Origin of the sequence: Sphingomonas sp. DG1-23 (genome assembly GCF_030730875.1) — a bacterium.
Lineage (GTDB): Bacteria > Pseudomonadota > Alphaproteobacteria > Sphingomonadales > Sphingomonadaceae > Sphingomonas.
In genome coordinates this window covers 22592-37218 of sequence record NZ_JAVAMA010000011.1, presented here as the reverse complement: position 1 = coordinate 37218, position 14627 = coordinate 22592, and the positions used below count along the sequence as shown (strand labels likewise).

Below are 14627 nucleotides of genomic sequence, written 5' to 3'. Positions count from 1 at the left end.
ATGTCAATGCATATCCCTGGGGAGCGGGAGCGAAAGCCATGGGGCGAAAGACTCGCGCCGAAATGATCGAGGAAACCCGCGGCCGTCTGATCGCCGCGGGACGGCGGGCCTTTGCTGACAAGGGCTATGCCGACGCTTCGATGGATGATTTCACCGCCGAGGCGGGTCTGACGCGCGGTGCGCTTTATCATCACTTCGGCGGCAAATCGGGCCTGTTCGAAGCGGTGATGCATCAGATCGATGCCGAGATGGCGGAGCGGCTGGCCGAAGTGGCGTGGCGCGCGGAAACGCCGTGGCAGGCATTCATCGACGAAAATGTCGCCTATCTCGAAATGGCGCTCGATCCCGAGATCCAGCGTATCATCCTGCGCGACGGACCCGCAGTGCTCGGCGATCCGTCGCGCTGGTCGAGCGCCGCGGGCTGCGTCGCTGCGATCCGCGCCAGCCTCGTGCAATTGCAGGCTGACGGCGTCATCGCGCCGGTCGACGCCGAGGCGGCCGCGCGGCTGATATCCGGCGCGTCCGCCAATGCCGCCCAGTGGATCGCCAACGCCGATGATCCGCAGGCGACCTCGCAGCGCGCGATCGCCGCGTTCCGGGCGTTGCTGGAGCGGCTGCGCCGCTGACCCCTTTCACAAGATCGCTCCGGCCGGTAGCGCGATGGCGTTGGGCCACCGCGCTGCCGGCCGCGGATCGCGCTAGAACCGGAATTGCGCGCCGAGATAGAATTGTGCGCCGGTGTGACTATAGACGAAGGTGCTGTCACGGTCGGAATCGATATATTGGCGATAGGGCCGGTCGAACAGGTTGAGCCCCTCGAAGCTCAACTTGATCTGATCGGTGAGCTGGTACGATACCGACAGGTCGAAGATCAGCGATTTGTCGACGCCTTCCAGATCCTGGAGCGGATTGTTCGCCGGCAGCGCGATGATGTACGGCCCGCGATACGACCCCGATATGCGCGCGCTCAGCTTGCTGTCCTCGTAGTAGAGCGTCCCGTTGAACGCATCGCGCGAGAGGCCGAGCAGGTCGCGATCGGTGGTGTTGCTCGCGTTCGCCGCGAGGAAATAGGTGATCGTCGATTTCACATGCGTGTAATTGGCCAGCACGCCCATGTTCCTGAGGAAGCCGGGCAGGAAGCTGAGCGAATGCTGGTAGTTGATCTCGAAGCCCTCGAGCGGCCCGCCCGGGGTGTTCCGCGCCTGGTTCACCGTGAAGATCGAGACGTTGGGGTCGAGGCCGCTATTGGCGAGAAGGCTCAGCGGCAGCCCGGTCTGGGCGAAGGTCATCTGCAGCGCCTGGTTCTGGATGTAGGACTGGATGTCCTTCCGGAAATAAGCCGCCGACAGCAGCGAGTTGGGCGCGAAATACCATTCGATCGCCGCGTCATAGGTGGTGGCGCGGATCGGCTCGAGCAGCGGATTGCCGCTGTTCACGCTCGGCGTGCCGCTGATCACGACATTGGCGCCGGGGCTGAGGAAACCGAGCTCGGGCCGGGTGATCACTTTCGCCACCGCGCCGCGCACCAGCAGCTTCGGTGTCAGGTCTGCGACCAGATTGAGCGAGGGCAGCCAATCCTCATAGGCATTGTGCACCGTCAGGAACTGGGCGAGCGAGGTGGAATAGCCGGTCGAGTCGAGCGAAGTGCGGGCATAGCGCATGCCGACATTGCCGCGGATCGGCGCGCCTGCCTCCGACAGGTCGAAATCCACCTGACCGAAGGCGGAGACCACGTCCTCGCGTACCTTGCGCGTGCCGCCCAGATTCTGGATGAGCGCGAAGGTGCCGCTATAATCGTCCAGACCATATTGCCTGGCGAAATCCTGATAATTGATCGCGACCCACGAGCTGGGGAACACGCCTTCGCGCATCCCTTCGCCGAAGCCTTTGACCAGATGCGTCATGCTCGCGAGTTCGGCGGCGCTCAGCGTCGGCACGAGGAAATTATTGGCGCGCTGATAGGGCAGGATGCTGAAATCGAACCGGTCGAAATGCACGCCGCCCTTCAGCGTGAACCCTTCGGTCGCCTTCCACGCGAAATTGCCCTCGACCATCTTGTTGACGTTGTCGATGAACGAAGGGGCAGCGCGGATCTCGGCGCTGCCGGGTGCCAGCGTATATTGGTTCGGATCGGTGACGTCGAAGCCGAAGCCGATCGTGGGCTGGTTGCGATCCTCGCGGAAATCCACGGTCTGGCGGGTATTGTTGCGGCCGAACAGGAACGTGGTCTGCTCGGTCTGGTCGTAATTCGTGCTTGCCTTGCCCGCGAGCAGGTTCAGGCGCAGCCGGTCGGTGACGTCGAACTTTCCGTAGAGCGAATATTGGGTGAAGCGGCTGCGGAAGCGGTCATATTGGGTGTCCGAACGGACATCGACGCCGTCGAACACGCCATAATCGATGTCGTAGACGGTCTGACCGAAATTCACGCCCTGGGTGTTGCTGATCCCCGCCTCGCGGAGAATCGCTTCGCGGATCGCGGTCTGCGGCTTGCCGAAATTGGGTGAGGCGATCGCGCGGGCGAACGAAAAGCCCTCGAGCCAATTTTCCTCGCGGAATACCTTGTAATCCGAATAGAGCAGGTCGCCGCCGATCTCGACGCCCGGCGCCGGCTCCCATTGCACCGATCCGGTCACCCCGAGGCGCTTCTGATCGTGATGGAAGCGCCCATAACGCGGCAGCCGCGGAAGGAAGACGGTGGAGCGATTGACCAGCGCATAATTGGTGTCGCCCGCGCCGGGACGTGGCACGCCGCTCGCGCAGTCGGTCGCCGTCGTGCCCTGCGCCGGGTTGAGCGCGGGCGATACCGGCGTAACGCCGACCGGCGAGCAGAAGCCGCCGTCCTGGGTTGCGGGATTCCAGCCGCCGGAGCCGAACTGATCCTCATAATAATTGCGACGGCTATAGGCTGCGGAGGCGAGCACGCCGATCCGGCCGATCCCGGTCTCCCAGGTATTCGACACGAGCGCGCTGAATTTCGGATCCACGTTCTTGGCGAGCGTATTGTACCCGGCCTGCGCCCCCACCGCCAAGGTGAAGTCCTTGTAATCGAACGGCCGGGCGACGTTCAGATCCACCGTCGCGCCCAACGAGCCCTCGATCGTCTCGGCATCGGCGGTTTTGCGGACCACCAGATTGTTGAACAGTTCGGAAGCGAAGACGTTGAAATCGAAGCCGCGCCCGGTGTTGGTGCCGCGGTCGGACGTGGTCGCGCCCGAGATCGCCTGCGCCTCCATCCCGTTGATGCGTACCCGGGTGAAGCTTCCCGAAAGGCCGCGCACCGTGATCGCCCGGCCTTCGCCGCCGACGCGATTGATCGACACGCCCGGAACGCGCTGGAGCGATTCGGCGAGGTTGTTGTCGGGGAAGTCGGCAATGTCTTCCGCCTTGATCACATCGATGGCCGAGCTTTCCGCACGCTTGGCGTTGAGCGCGCTGCCGAGGCTCGCGCGGAAGCCGGTAACGACGATCTCGTTCTCCTGGCTTTCCTGTTCCGCCGCAGGGATTTGGGTCGGGGCGGGATCGGATGGCGCGCTCTGTGCGCGTGCCGAATACGTTGCGAGCAGCAGCGCAAATGGAGACGCGCCGCAGACCAGAACCACGCGCGAAATCCTCGATCCAGTCATCCAACCTTCTCCCTCGTCATCGCAACCGCTCGGGTTGCTGTTCTCATTCTTTGTTATACCGTTCCAGTATATGACGATTTGAAATGTCTGATCAATGTGATTTCGCAGAGGCCGGGCGGATTTCGTTTCGCAGGTTGACCGAACCAAGTTGATGCATATACATCATGTATATGCATCACGATTCGATCCAGGGGCCTTGTGTCTGCACCGCGCTGCGCAAGGCGGCGCGCGCCGTCTCTCGCGTCTATGACGAGGCGCTCGCCGGCCATGCGATGAGCACCGCGCAATTCGCCATCCTGCGTCATGTCGGGCGCGGCGAGCCGCTCGCATTGAGCCGGCTGGCCGAGCAGCTCGAGATGGATCGGACCTCGCTGTATCGTGCCCTGGCGCCGCTCGAAGCGAGGGATTGGATCTCGATCGCGCCGGGGCCGGGCAAGTCGCGGCTCGCCTCGCTGACCGCGGCCGGGTGCGAGGCGATGCACGATGCCGAAGACGATTGGCGGCGGGTCCAGACCCGCATCACGGGCGCAATGGGCGATGCGCAATGGGCGACGCTCGAATCGGCGCTGCGCACCATCACCAGCCTTGCCCGGCAGGAGAGCCACTGAGATGACGGCGATCCTTGCCCGCATGCCGCTGCGCGCGCGGGGCTATGCCAGCATCGTCGCTGCGATCACCTTCATTGCCTTGCTCGTCTCGGCGGGGCTGCGCTCGGCGCCCGGCGTGATGATGCTGCCGCTCGAGCTGCATTTCGGCTGGGACCGCGCGACGATTTCGGCCGCGGCGGCGATCGGCATCCTCCTGTACGGCCTTGTCGGCCCCTTTGCGGCAGCGCTGATGCTGACCATCGGGATCAAGCGGACGATGATCGCCGGGCTCGTGCTGATGTCGGTCTCGACCTTCGCCAGCCTGTGGATGTCCCATCCTTGGCAATATGTGCTGAGCTGGGGGGTGTTCTCGGGGGTGGGCAGCGGCGCGGTCGCCTCGGTTCTCGGCGCCGCGGTGGTCAATCGCTGGTTCGCGACGCGCCAAGGGCTGGTGATGGGCATGCTGACCGCGAGCACCGCGACCGGCGCACTCGTCTTTCTGCCGTTGCTCGCATGGCTCGCCGAAGGCGGCGCATGGCGTCCGGTCGCGCTCGCCGTGGCGATCGCGAGCGCCTGTGTCATCCCGCTCGTGCTCTTCTTCGTGCCCGAACGGCCGCAGGACCTCGGGGTGCGCCGCTTCGGCGAGACCGAAGCCGCGGCGCCACCGCCGCCGCTCAAACAGGCCGCGACTCCCGCGCTTGCGTTCACGGCACTGTTCCGCGCCAGCCGTTCGCCGATGTTCTGGCTGCTGTTCGGTACATTCTTCGTCTGCGGGCTGACCACCAATGGACTGGTCGGCACCCATCTGATCGCCTTTTGCGGCGATCACGGCATTGCTCCGGTGCAGGCGGCGGGCCTGCTCTCGCTGATGGGGCTGTTCGACCTGATCGGCACCACCGCGTCCGGCTGGCTGACCGACCGCTACGACCCCCGCAAGCTGTTGTTCGTCTATTACGGGCTGCGCGGCCTTTCGCTGCTGACGCTGCCGTTCCTCGATTTCAGTGCGTCGAGCCTGCTCCTGTTCGCGATCTTCTACGGGCTCGACTGGATCGCCACCGTGCCGCCCACGGTCAAGCTCGCCAATGTGAGTTTCGGGGAGCGCGATGCCCCGATCGTGTTCGGCTGGATCATGGTGGGGCACCAGCTCGGCGCGGCAACCGCGGCGTTCGGCGCGGGTGCGATCCGGACTTTCGCGGGGACCTACACCCCGGCCTTCCTGATCGCAGGCGCATTCGGACTGGCGGCGGCGGTAGCGATTCTGGGCGCGCGGATCCGCACGCCGCAAGCGGCGCCGGCATCGCGCCGACGGAATCGCGCCGGGCGATCGGCCAACTGCATTTCGGCATCTGGCAATCTGCTTTTCCCGGCCCTATAGGCACCGGCGAAACATCGATGGCCGCAGCTGAATCGCGGGTCTTCGTATGCGGGTGTGGCGGAATTGGTAGACGCAGCGGACTCAAAATCCGCCGTTGGCAACAACTTGTCGGTTCGAGTCCGACCACCCGTACCAGGATCGAGGCCGTCGCCGGCCCGATACACTAATTTACATCTCTGTTCGTATCGCTGCGGATTACGCTCGAAAGACGTGGGCCGATGCAGTACAGTCCGAAGCGCGGGAGGCCGGACGAACGTCCGGACCACCGGGAGAGGATGTGATGTCGGAAGGATCGGGCGGGCCATGGACGTCGCCGGGAGCGCAGATATCGGCGCAACCTTCCGATCGCCGGCATGCCGAATCCGCCGATCCGGGGCAGGACGCCCGGCGGTTTCCGATGTTCCCGGCCGAGCGCGCCGAACGCGGTGTCGAGCTGGTTTCGCGACTCGCCGGCCCGGCCGTTTTCTTCCTAGCGCTCGGCGGAATCGTCTGGCTGCTGGTCAAGTAGCTGATCGGGCGGGATTTCCCGTGAGAACCGGGCAGGGCCTGCCGATCCCGATCTGAAACACCCGGGCGTGGCCATGCGTCCGCTTATGTCTCGGCGAATCCCTCTCCAGGCACGGGTCATCCCAAAAGCGGGCGACAGGGCTGGCGCTCGCCTTGCCTTCCCGCGACACATATGTCCTGCTGCATTGCAGCAAGGTACTTGTCGATGTGTGGGCAAGGATCGCTGGCCCGTAACGGGTGTGTTTGCGTTCAGGGAGTATCGGGGTGTCGCATGTCAAAAATTGACCTGGCGATTCACGGGTATCCGAGCCGGACTCCGTTCGCTTCGGCGGCCCGGCGCAGTGCCAAGGTCTGGCTCTGCCTGACCCTGATCGGCGCCGATGCGCTGGCGTTGCTGGTCGGGTTCGGGATCGGGGTGCGGGTCGAGCAGCCCGGAGCCATTTCCGGCGACGTCTGGACCTCGTTGCTCGGGGTGATCCTCGTCCATGCCGGCATCGCCTTCCAGAACCAGGCCTATGCCACCAAATGCCTGACCAGCGCCCAGACGAGCTGCCGTCAGGCATTGCTGTCGATCGGCGCGACTCTGCTCATCTTCTTGCTGGTGGTGTTCTCGCTCAAGGTCACCGGGCGGCTTCCGCGCCTCGCGCTGTCGGCGGGCATCGTCTCGTCGGTGGTCCTGATCATCAGCCAACGACTGTTGCTCTGCCATCTCGTCCGGCGCGCCTACGGCAATCGCCTGCACACCGAATTGGTGATCGTCGACGGAGGAAATGTACCGGATGCGTGCCTCGGCAGCGACATCGTCGATGCCGGCGTGGCCGCCCTGCGCTCGGATCTCGACGATCCGTACATGCTCAATCGCCTCGGCACGCTGCTGCGGCATTATGACCGCGTCGTGATCAGCTGCGTGCCCGAGCGGAAGAGCGAATGGGCGCAAGTCCTGAAGGGCGCCAATATCCAGGGCGAGATCATCGTCCCCGAGATCGGCGAGCTCGGCCCGCTCGCGGTGCATCAGCTCAGCGGCGTCACCACTGTGGTGGTGTCGCGCGGGCCGCTCAACCTCGCCGACCGCGCCAAGAAGCGCGCGCTCGACATCGCGCTCACCGTGCCGGTACTGATCGCGCTGCTGCCGGTAATGGTCGTCGTGGCGATCGCGATCCGGCTAGAAACGCCCGGCCCGATTTTCTTCCGCCAGGAGCGGATGGGGCGTGGCAACCGGATCTTCCCGATCCTCAAGTTTCGCAGCATGCGAGTCGAGACCAGCGATTCGGCCGGCGAACGTTCGGCGAGCCGCGACGACGACCGGATCACCCGGGTCGGCCGGCTGATCCGCCGTACCAGCATCGACGAGCTTCCCCAGTTGATCAACGTGCTGCTCGGCGAGATGAGCCTGGTCGGGCCGCGCCCGCACGCGCTCGGCTCGCTCGCCGGCGACGAATTGTTCTGGCGGGTCGATCGCCAATATTGGCACCGCCACGCGCTCAAGCCCGGCATCACCGGGCTCGCCCAGGTCCGCGGTTTTCGCGGCGCGACCGAGCATCGCCGCGACATCGTCAATCGGCTCGAGGCCGATCTGGAATATTTGCAGGGCTGGAGCCTGTGGCGCGACATCGGCATCCTTGCGCGGACCGCGCAGGTGCTGGTCCACAAGAACGCCTATTGAATTTGGAGAGGAGCCCGCGGCGCGGCGTTAACGATCGCGGCCAAGCTTCTGTAAACGATTTTCGGGCATAGCCTTCCCGGGCAATGAGGGTCTCGGGCGGTGGCGGAAAATCTGATGGCGGCGAGCGACGCTGATGCGGGCTCTGCCAAACAGGGACAGGCGGAACCGATGTGGCTGATGCCCGCGGACTTCCGCGAGCCGATTGCGGATCGCATGATCGAGGCCGGCTCGCGCTGGGCGGGAATCGCCAGCTTCGTCGTCGCGCTCGGCGCGATCGGCCTGTGGCTGCTGGGTTGATCCGGCGCGCCTGAAGCTTCGACGGGACGGTTAACCGCCCGGAAACGAATGGACCGTGCCGTTGGCGCGACCAACCGCATTTGCCCCGGTGGGCAGCAGCGACCGAACGCTCTAGCATGACCAAATTGCTGCACTGCAATGAGGTCACGAGCGCGTGCTTTGCTCTGGCGAAAGCGTATCTAGTCTAAATTTTCTCGCATCTGCGAACGATGGCGGAGCTGTGCGACGACGTGTTGCAACGTCGCGGCGAGCTCCGTTCCTCGTCGGTGGCGCGGTGTTGCTCGGCGTGCTGTGCAGTGCGCCGGCGCATGCCCAGGAAAGGCGAATCGCAAGACCGACGCAACAAGCCGAACAGGGGCTGCGGATCGAACCGTCGCTCACTGCCGTCTATGACGACAATGTCTATCGCGTCGATTCGCGAACCGGGAATCCCGTCGCCGACGTGATCGTCACCCCGGCGATCGAGGCGCGCTACGATCGCGACATCGGCGTACGCGCGGTCAGTCTGCGCGCGTTGATCGGTTATGATCGCTTCCTCTCTGAAACCGGCCGAAGCAAGCCGCGCTTCGAGCTTGAGGGATCGGGCAAGTTCCTGATCGCCGGGCAGTGCGCGGTGCGCCCGCTCGCCAGCTATCGCCAGCAGCGCGCCGATTATGGCGACATCAACAGCGCGAGCGAGAACCTCCAGAAATTCTCGACCTTGGGCGTCTCGGCAGATTGCGAGCGGCCGGCCGGGCTTTATCCCGTCGCCGCGTGGCGGCGCGACACCACCCGCAACGGCGACGGCTTCGAATATGCCGATCAGACCAGCAATCTCTATCGCGCCGGCCTCGGCTATGCCCGGCCCAGCCTCGGCAAGCTGACGGCCTATTACGAGCGCGTCACCAGCGATCGCCCCGCGCTGGCGGTGGAGAATCGCAGCGACGCGTACGGCCTGTCCTTCTCGCGCTCGGTCTCGCCGATCACGTCGATCGACGCTGATTTTCGCTGGATGCACGTGACGAGCAATTCGGCGGCGATCGGCGATTATGACGGGCCCGGCTGGACAGTACGCGTGTCGACTCTCGCGATTCCGCGGGTAAAGATCACCGGCTCGACCGAGCGGACGATCGTCAACGACAGTTTGATCGCGACCGGCTTCGCGCTGCGCACGGCGCATCGCCTCTCCGCCGAAATGGCGCTCAGCGAACTCACCACGATCGGTGTGTTCGGGGAATTGGTCCGGCGCGAATTCCGCCAGGATGCCGCGATCCGGCCGTTCAACTATACCCGCGATCGTACCAACCAGTTTGGTTTGATCGCCACGCGCAAACTGACCGACCGCTTCGCGCTCGATCTGTCGCTTTCCCGTCTCGATCGCGCCACCAATAGCGACGTCTCCAATTATCGAGCGACCCGCGTGGCGCTTGGCGCAACCATGAGGTTCTAACCGATGAGGAACATTTCCCTGAGTCACGTCCGCCTTTTGTCCGCGGCGCTCGCTGTGTCGATCCCCGCACTGCCGGTGATGGCGCAGACCAGCGGTGCCGGTGCGCCCGCGGCGGCCGTCGCGCCAGCGCCCGCTGCCGCGACGGCCTCCGCCGCTGCTCCCGCGGGCTATCGCCTCGGCCCCGACGACGAGGTCAAGGTCTTCATCTATGGTCAGCCCGATCTTTCGGTGACCACCCGGGTGAAGGCCGACGGGACGATCCGGCTGGCGATGCTCGGCGCGGTCGACGTGCGCGGCAAGACCAGCGCCGAACTCGCCGACACGATCGCCGCAGGCTATGCAAAGGGCGGCTATCTCGAGCGGCCCTCGGTCAACGTCGAGGTGTCGCAGTTCGTCAGCCGCTTCGTCACCGTGCTCGGCAACGTGCCCCAGGCGGGCAATTACCCGCTCGACCGGCCGTACAGCGTCGCGGCGATGCTGGCCAAGGCGGGCGGGGCGACCGCGACCGGCGCCAATGCGGTGATCCTGACACCCGCCGACGGCAGTGGACCGGTGCGAATTTCGCTCGCCGAGATGAATTCGGGCGCGAGCCGGCCGCTTGCTCCAGGCGACATATTGTTCATCCCGCCCGCCGAGAAAATCTATGTCTACGGCCAGGTGCAGGGCCCCGGCGCGTTCAACTTCGTCCCCGGTCAGACCTTCCGCCAGGCGCTCGCGCTCGCCGGCGGCCCCACCCTCGCGGGCTCGACCAGGCGGATCAAGGTGCGCCGCGGCGGCAAAGAGGTCGAAGGCGTAAATCTCGACGACCAGGTCCAGCCCGAGGACGTGCTGGTCATTCGCGAGAAGCTGTTTTGAGTGAAGCGTATAATCGGAGATACGGCATGAGCTGGAGCGAGCGATTGCAGCATTGGCTGCGGGGGCTGCTTGGTGGAGACGCCGGCGGCAGACGGATTCCCGAGCGGCTCGATTATATGGCGGCCGAGGAAGAGGCGGTGGTGCCGATCTCGTCCGGCCGCGCATCGGCCGGGCAGCCGGCGATCGCGTTCCGCCGCAACGCGGTGTTCGCGGCGTTCAACACCGCAGTGCCGGTGAGTGATCGCCACGGCCTCGCCGGGCGCAAGAAAGAGCTCGCCCGGCTGATCGACGCGGTGGTCAAGCAGCGCAAGCACGCGCTGATCTATGGCGCGCGCGGGTCGGGCAAGACCTCGCTGGCGCGGGTGTTCGGCGATCTCGCCGACGAAGCGGGCTGCGTCGCGCTCTATGGCTCGGCGAGCGAAGGTGCCGATGTCGACGGGCTGTTCCGCCCGTTCCTCGACGAACTGCCGCTCCAGCGCGGGCTTGTCGACGCGGTCCCGGCAGATCGTCCGATAGGCGTTCAGCAACTCGCCAATCTGTTCGTCCAGGGCGTCACCCAGCGGACCTTGCTGATCGTCGACGAGTTCGATCGGGTCACCACCGAGCGCACCCGGCACGAGGTCGCGTCTTTGCTCAAGCTGCTCACCGACATGCATTCCGCGGTCCAGATCGTGCTGGTCGGCATCGCCGGCAATGTCGACGGGCTGCTCGCGGCGCATCCGTCGTTGCGGCGGCACCTGTTCGCGCAACCGGTCGCGCCGATCGCACGCGACGAGCTTGCCGGTTTGCTGCGGCTTTGCGCGCAGCAGGCCGGGCTCGCCTTCGAGGAAGAGGCGGTCCAGACGATCGTCTCGGCTGCGATCGGCTCGCCCTATCATGCCCGCGTGTTCGGGATGCACGCCGCGCTGCTCGCCGAAGCGGCCGGGCGCGATCGCGTCACGCTCGCCGATGCGCAAAAGGGCCTCGCCGAAGCGCTCGCCGAATGGAGCGATCTGACTCCCGAAATCTGCACGGTGTTCGAGCGCGCGCTGGGCCAGGCGGGCTCGCTGCGCGGGATGATCGCGCTGGCCGGCGTGCTCGCCGCGCATGCCCCGGTGCTCACCTTCGAGCGGTTGACCGCCGCGGGCGCGGATTTGTTCGGCGATGAATTGGGCGGACCCGCCGCCGTCGATCGCACGATCGGACTGATCGCGCCGGCACTGAGCGAGGATGGCATGCCGGGCGAACTCCAGTTCGTGGATTCGCTGTCGCCGCAGTTCCTCGTGCTGATGGCCAACGGTGCTGCGGGGCGTTCGCGCGTGGCGGTGCAGGAGGCGCGCGACACGCTCGATGCCCGTGAGCTTCTTCAGGGAGTTGGGCTATGACGATCAAGCCAGCCGATCTGATCGAGGCGCTCAAGGCGCGGTGGCTGCTGGTCGCGGCGATCACAGGCCTGTTGTTCGCGATCGTCGCGGGCCTCGCGCTGATCCAGCCGCGCCAATATCTGGCGAGCTCGTCGCTGCTCCTCGATCTCTCGCAGACCGACCCCACCGACAGCAGCCAGCAGCAACAGGCACGGGTCGAGACCGATTCGATCATCGCGACCCAGCTCGACCTGATCAAGAGCGCCAAGGTGATCAACCTCGTCGCGCAACGCGCAGGCTTCGTCGATGCGACGCCGGCCGACCTCCCGCCCGAGGCACGGTTGCAACAGGCGGCAGCGCGGGTCCGCGCGGGGCTCAACGTCGCGACCGGGCGGCAGAGCAACGTGCTGCAGATCCAGTTCCTCGATCCCGATCCGGCAGTTGCGGCACGCGTCGCCAACCTCGCCGCGCAGATCTACATGCGCGAGCAGGTCAGCCTGCGCGCATCGGCGGCGCAGGGCTCGGCGCAATGGTTCGAGGCACGCACCGCCGATGTTCGCCGCCGCTACGAAGTCGCGCAGAAGAAACTCTCCGATTTCCAGCGTGCGCACGACATCATCGGCATGAACCGCATGGATCTCGAAGCCGAGAAGCTCAAGAATCTCTCGGCCTATCTCACCCAGGCGCAGGCCGATGCCGCTGCGGCGCATTCGAAATCGGGATCGGGGGCCGTGCCCGAAGTGGCGACCGCCCTCGTCGTCCAGAACATCCAGGAAGCGATCGCGACGCAGGCGGGCAAGGTGGCCGAACTCGGCAAGTCGCTGGGGCCGAACCATCCGCAGATGATCGCCGCACGAGCGCAGCTCGCCGAGCTTCAGGGCAGCCTTCGCGAGGCGCGTGCCGGCCAGGCATCGTCGATGACCGCCAACAGCAGCGCGGCCAGCCGCCGCGAGGCCGAGCTGCGCGGCGAGATGGCGGCGCAGGAGGATCGCATGATCCGGATGTCGGGCGTGCAGGACCAGCTGATGGTCATGCAGCGCGACGTCGAGGCGGCGCGCCAGACCTATGACACCGTCCGCCAGCGCTTCAACGAAGCTGCGCTCAAGAGCCAGATCTCGCAGCCCAATGCGAGCCTGCTCGACGAGGCGACGGTGCCGCTGTTCCCGGCGCGGCCGAGCCTGCCCTTGTGGTTCGCCGCGGGGATCGCGCTGGGGCTGCTCGCCGGCGTCGCGATCGTGGTGCTGGGCGAGATCCTGCGCCCGCGGGTGCGGACGGTGAATGGCCTCGCATCGGCGACCGAAGTCGAGGTGATCGCCGATCTTTCCCCCAAATCACGGCCGGTTGGCGGCCTGTTCATGCCACGTCAGGAGGCCGCATGAGGCTCCGTTCCACTGCGGGTGCAAACCCGCTGCTCGACGCGAACTTCCATCCCGCGAGCGATGCCGAGCCGCAAGTATCGACCGGGCTCGGGCTGCTCGATGCCGGGGACGAACGCGTCGATCCACTGGTCACCGCGGCGTTCGATGCCGATCACCCCTATGTCGCCAAGGTGCGGAAGATTCGCGCCAAGTTGCTCGCCGCCGCGCGCGAGGCGCGGGGAGCGGACGGCAGGCTGCGGCTTGCCTTGCTGTCGCTGCAGGGTGGTGACGAGGCTTCGATCCTCGCCGCCAATCTCGGCGCGGTGATGGCGCAGATGGATGGGCCGACGATTCTCGTCGACGCCGATGTCGACCGGCCGTCGCTCGACCGGTTGCTGCGGCTGCCCAACCGCATCGGCCTCGCCGAGCAATTGGGCGGCATGGCGTTGCGCCTGCCGGTGCTCCAGACCGCAATCGAGCGGCTGTGGCTGATGCCTGCGGGGCAAGCTGCCGGCGGCGCCGCGACGTTGGTCGAGAAGGGCTCGCTGGCCGAGGCGGCGAAGGGCTGGAACCTGCCCGAGGCCAATCTGCTGGCCTATCTCGCCGAGCGTCCGCGCGGCGGCACCGCTTTCGGCAACATCCTCGAGAAGTTCGACGCAGTGGTGCTGGTCACTCGCCGCGGCGTGACTCCGGTCTCCGAAGTCCGCCGGGTGATCGACGATCTCGACCGGCATCACATTCCGATCGCCGGCTCGGTAGTCAGCTGAGGAGCATGGGGATGCACGGAACCACGATTCAGCTGCCTTTGGACGGGGGCACGAGCGAGGGAAAGCGGGAGACTGCCCATGTCGGCGGCGTCCCGGTGTCGACCTTGTCGCTGCGCGCGCTGATCGAACGGATGCTGCGCGACGCGCCGCTGCGGCTTGCCGCGGGCGAGCCGCCTCTCTTGGTGTTCGACTGCAACGGTCACGGCCTGTCGCTCAACGCCACCGACAAGGCGTTCGCGCGGGATCTGGCGCGGGCCGATCTGATCCATGCCGACGGTCAGGTGATCGTCAAGGCGTCGCATTGGCTCGGCGGCCCGGCGATCGCCGATCGTTCGAGCACCACCGACATGTTCATCGACAGCCTTCCCGGCGCCGCGGCGGGCAAGGTGCGCTATTACCTGCTCGGCGGCACCGAGCAGGTGAACAAGGATTGCGCCGACAAGATCCGCGCGGACACGCCGGGTCTGGAGCTGGCGGGGCGCCGCAACGGCTTCTGGAAAGCGGAGGAAGAGGATGCGGTGATCGACGCGATCAACGCCGCCGCGCCCGACGTCCTCTGGGTAGGCACCGGCAAGCCGCGCGAGCAGGCGTTCTGCGTGCGCAACCGCGATCGGATCAAGGCGGGGTGGATCGTCACCTGCGGCGGGCTGTTCAACTATATCACCGGCGATTATCCGCGCGCGCCGCAATGGATGCAGGACGCCGGCCTCGAATGGCTCCACCGCATGGCGACCAATCCGCGCCATCTGGCGTGGCGCTATCTCACCACCAATCCGCACGCGCTTTACCTGATCTGGAAGCACCGGAATGGCTGAGGCGCCTG

Annotated in this window: 13 protein-coding genes and 1 tRNA gene; 13 read left to right on the top strand and 1 reads right to left on the bottom strand. The window is 66.0% G+C overall.

The window, feature by feature from the left end; translation table 11 throughout:
- The first annotated feature begins 38 nt into the window (after nt 1-38).
- Entirely contained in the window at nt 39-626 is a 588-nt protein-coding gene (locus tag Q9Q95_RS16815) for a TetR/AcrR family transcriptional regulator (protein WP_306098306.1), read from the top strand.
- Nucleotides 627-698: 72 nt separating this feature from the next.
- Here Q9Q95_RS16815 and Q9Q95_RS16810 read toward each other — a convergent pair whose 3' ends face one another.
- A complete protein-coding gene (locus Q9Q95_RS16810) occupies nt 699-3623 on the bottom strand; it encodes a TonB-dependent receptor (protein ID WP_306098305.1) in 2925 nt (974 codons plus the stop codon).
- Nucleotides 3624-3787: 164 nt separating this feature from the next.
- Here Q9Q95_RS16810 and Q9Q95_RS16805 point away from each other — a divergent pair, with 164 nt between their 5' ends.
- The 12 genes from Q9Q95_RS16805 to Q9Q95_RS16750 all read left to right on the top strand — a co-directional run bounded on the left by Q9Q95_RS16805 (nt 3788) and on the right by Q9Q95_RS16750 (nt 14619).
- Nucleotides 3788-4231 (top strand): MarR family winged helix-turn-helix transcriptional regulator, encoded by a 444-nt coding sequence (locus tag Q9Q95_RS16805; protein WP_306098304.1) that lies wholly within the window; start codon nt 3788-3790, stop codon nt 4229-4231.
- 1 nt (nt 4232) lies between these two features.
- Entirely contained in the window at nt 4233-5585 is a 1353-nt protein-coding gene (locus Q9Q95_RS16800; RefSeq protein WP_306098303.1) for an MFS transporter, read from the top strand.
- A 48-nt stretch (nt 5586-5633) separates the two neighbouring features.
- A tRNA-Leu gene (locus Q9Q95_RS16795) sits at nt 5634-5720 on the top strand.
- 145 nt (nt 5721-5865) lie between these two features.
- Entirely contained in the window at nt 5866-6093 is a 228-nt protein-coding gene (locus tag Q9Q95_RS16790) for a hypothetical protein (RefSeq protein WP_306098302.1), read from the top strand.
- A 270-nt stretch (nt 6094-6363) separates the two neighbouring features.
- Entirely contained in the window at nt 6364-7755 is a 1392-nt protein-coding gene (locus tag Q9Q95_RS16785) for an exopolysaccharide biosynthesis polyprenyl glycosylphosphotransferase (protein WP_306098301.1), read from the top strand.
- A 114-nt stretch (nt 7756-7869) separates the two neighbouring features.
- Nucleotides 7870-8052, top strand: a complete 183-nt coding sequence (locus Q9Q95_RS16780) for a hypothetical protein (RefSeq protein WP_306098300.1) — start codon at nt 7870-7872, stop codon at nt 8050-8052.
- A gap of 220 nt (nt 8053-8272) precedes the next feature.
- Nucleotides 8273-9481 carry a hypothetical protein gene (locus Q9Q95_RS16775; RefSeq protein ID WP_306098299.1) on the top strand — a complete coding sequence of 403 codons (1209 nt, stop codon included), beginning with the start codon at nt 8273-8275 and terminating at the stop codon, nt 9479-9481.
- Nucleotides 9482-9484: 3 nt separating this feature from the next.
- Nucleotides 9485-10336, top strand: coding sequence for a polysaccharide biosynthesis/export family protein (locus Q9Q95_RS16770; RefSeq protein WP_306098298.1), 852 nt, complete (start codon nt 9485-9487; stop codon nt 10334-10336).
- Between the two features lie 26 nt (nt 10337-10362).
- On the top strand, nt 10363-11700 hold the full coding sequence (locus Q9Q95_RS16765) for an ATP-binding protein (RefSeq protein WP_306098297.1): 1338 nt from the start codon (nt 10363-10365) through the stop codon (nt 11698-11700).
- The gene (locus Q9Q95_RS16760) at nt 11697-13058 is read left to right on the top strand and encodes a GNVR domain-containing protein (protein WP_306098296.1); all 1362 of its coding nucleotides are present in this window, start codon (nt 11697-11699) and stop codon (nt 13056-13058) included. Before Q9Q95_RS16765 ends, Q9Q95_RS16760 begins: the two co-directional genes overlap by 4 nt.
- Nucleotides 13055-13804 carry a capsular biosynthesis protein gene (locus Q9Q95_RS16755; protein WP_306098295.1) on the top strand — a complete coding sequence of 250 codons (750 nt, stop codon included), beginning with the start codon at nt 13055-13057 and terminating at the stop codon, nt 13802-13804. Before Q9Q95_RS16760 ends, Q9Q95_RS16755 begins: the two co-directional genes overlap by 4 nt.
- An 11-nt stretch (nt 13805-13815) precedes the next feature.
- Nucleotides 13816-14619: a WecB/TagA/CpsF family glycosyltransferase gene (locus tag Q9Q95_RS16750; RefSeq protein WP_306098294.1), complete on the top strand. Its 804-nt coding sequence runs from the start codon at nt 13816-13818 to the stop codon at nt 14617-14619.
- The last annotated feature ends 8 nt before the right edge of the window (nt 14620-14627 follow it).

Coding starts and splice junctions, on each gene's coding strand:
- Q9Q95_RS16765 (WP_306098297.1), top strand. CDS start 10,363: ATGAGCTGGAGCGAGCGATTGCAGCATTGGCTGCGGGGGCTGCTTGGT.
- Q9Q95_RS16785 (WP_306098301.1), top strand. CDS start 6,364: ATGTCAAAAATTGACCTGGCGATTCACGGGTATCCGAGCCGGACTCCG.
- Q9Q95_RS16805 (WP_306098304.1), top strand. CDS start 3,788: ATGTATATGCATCACGATTCGATCCAGGGGCCTTGTGTCTGCACCGCG.
- Q9Q95_RS16815 (WP_306098306.1), top strand. CDS start 39: ATGGGGCGAAAGACTCGCGCCGAAATGATCGAGGAAACCCGCGGCCGT.
- Q9Q95_RS16780 (WP_306098300.1), top strand. CDS start 7,870: ATGGCGGCGAGCGACGCTGATGCGGGCTCTGCCAAACAGGGACAGGCG.
- Q9Q95_RS16760 (WP_306098296.1), top strand. CDS start 11,697: ATGACGATCAAGCCAGCCGATCTGATCGAGGCGCTCAAGGCGCGGTGG.
- Q9Q95_RS16810 (WP_306098305.1), bottom strand. CDS start 3,623: ATGACTGGATCGAGGATTTCGCGCGTGGTTCTGGTCTGCGGCGCGTCT.
- Q9Q95_RS16750 (WP_306098294.1), top strand. CDS start 13,816: ATGCACGGAACCACGATTCAGCTGCCTTTGGACGGGGGCACGAGCGAG.
- Q9Q95_RS16770 (WP_306098298.1), top strand. CDS start 9,485: ATGAGGAACATTTCCCTGAGTCACGTCCGCCTTTTGTCCGCGGCGCTC.
- Q9Q95_RS16800 (WP_306098303.1), top strand. CDS start 4,233: ATGACGGCGATCCTTGCCCGCATGCCGCTGCGCGCGCGGGGCTATGCC.
- Q9Q95_RS16790 (WP_306098302.1), top strand. CDS start 5,866: ATGTCGGAAGGATCGGGCGGGCCATGGACGTCGCCGGGAGCGCAGATA.
- Q9Q95_RS16755 (WP_306098295.1), top strand. CDS start 13,055: ATGAGGCTCCGTTCCACTGCGGGTGCAAACCCGCTGCTCGACGCGAAC.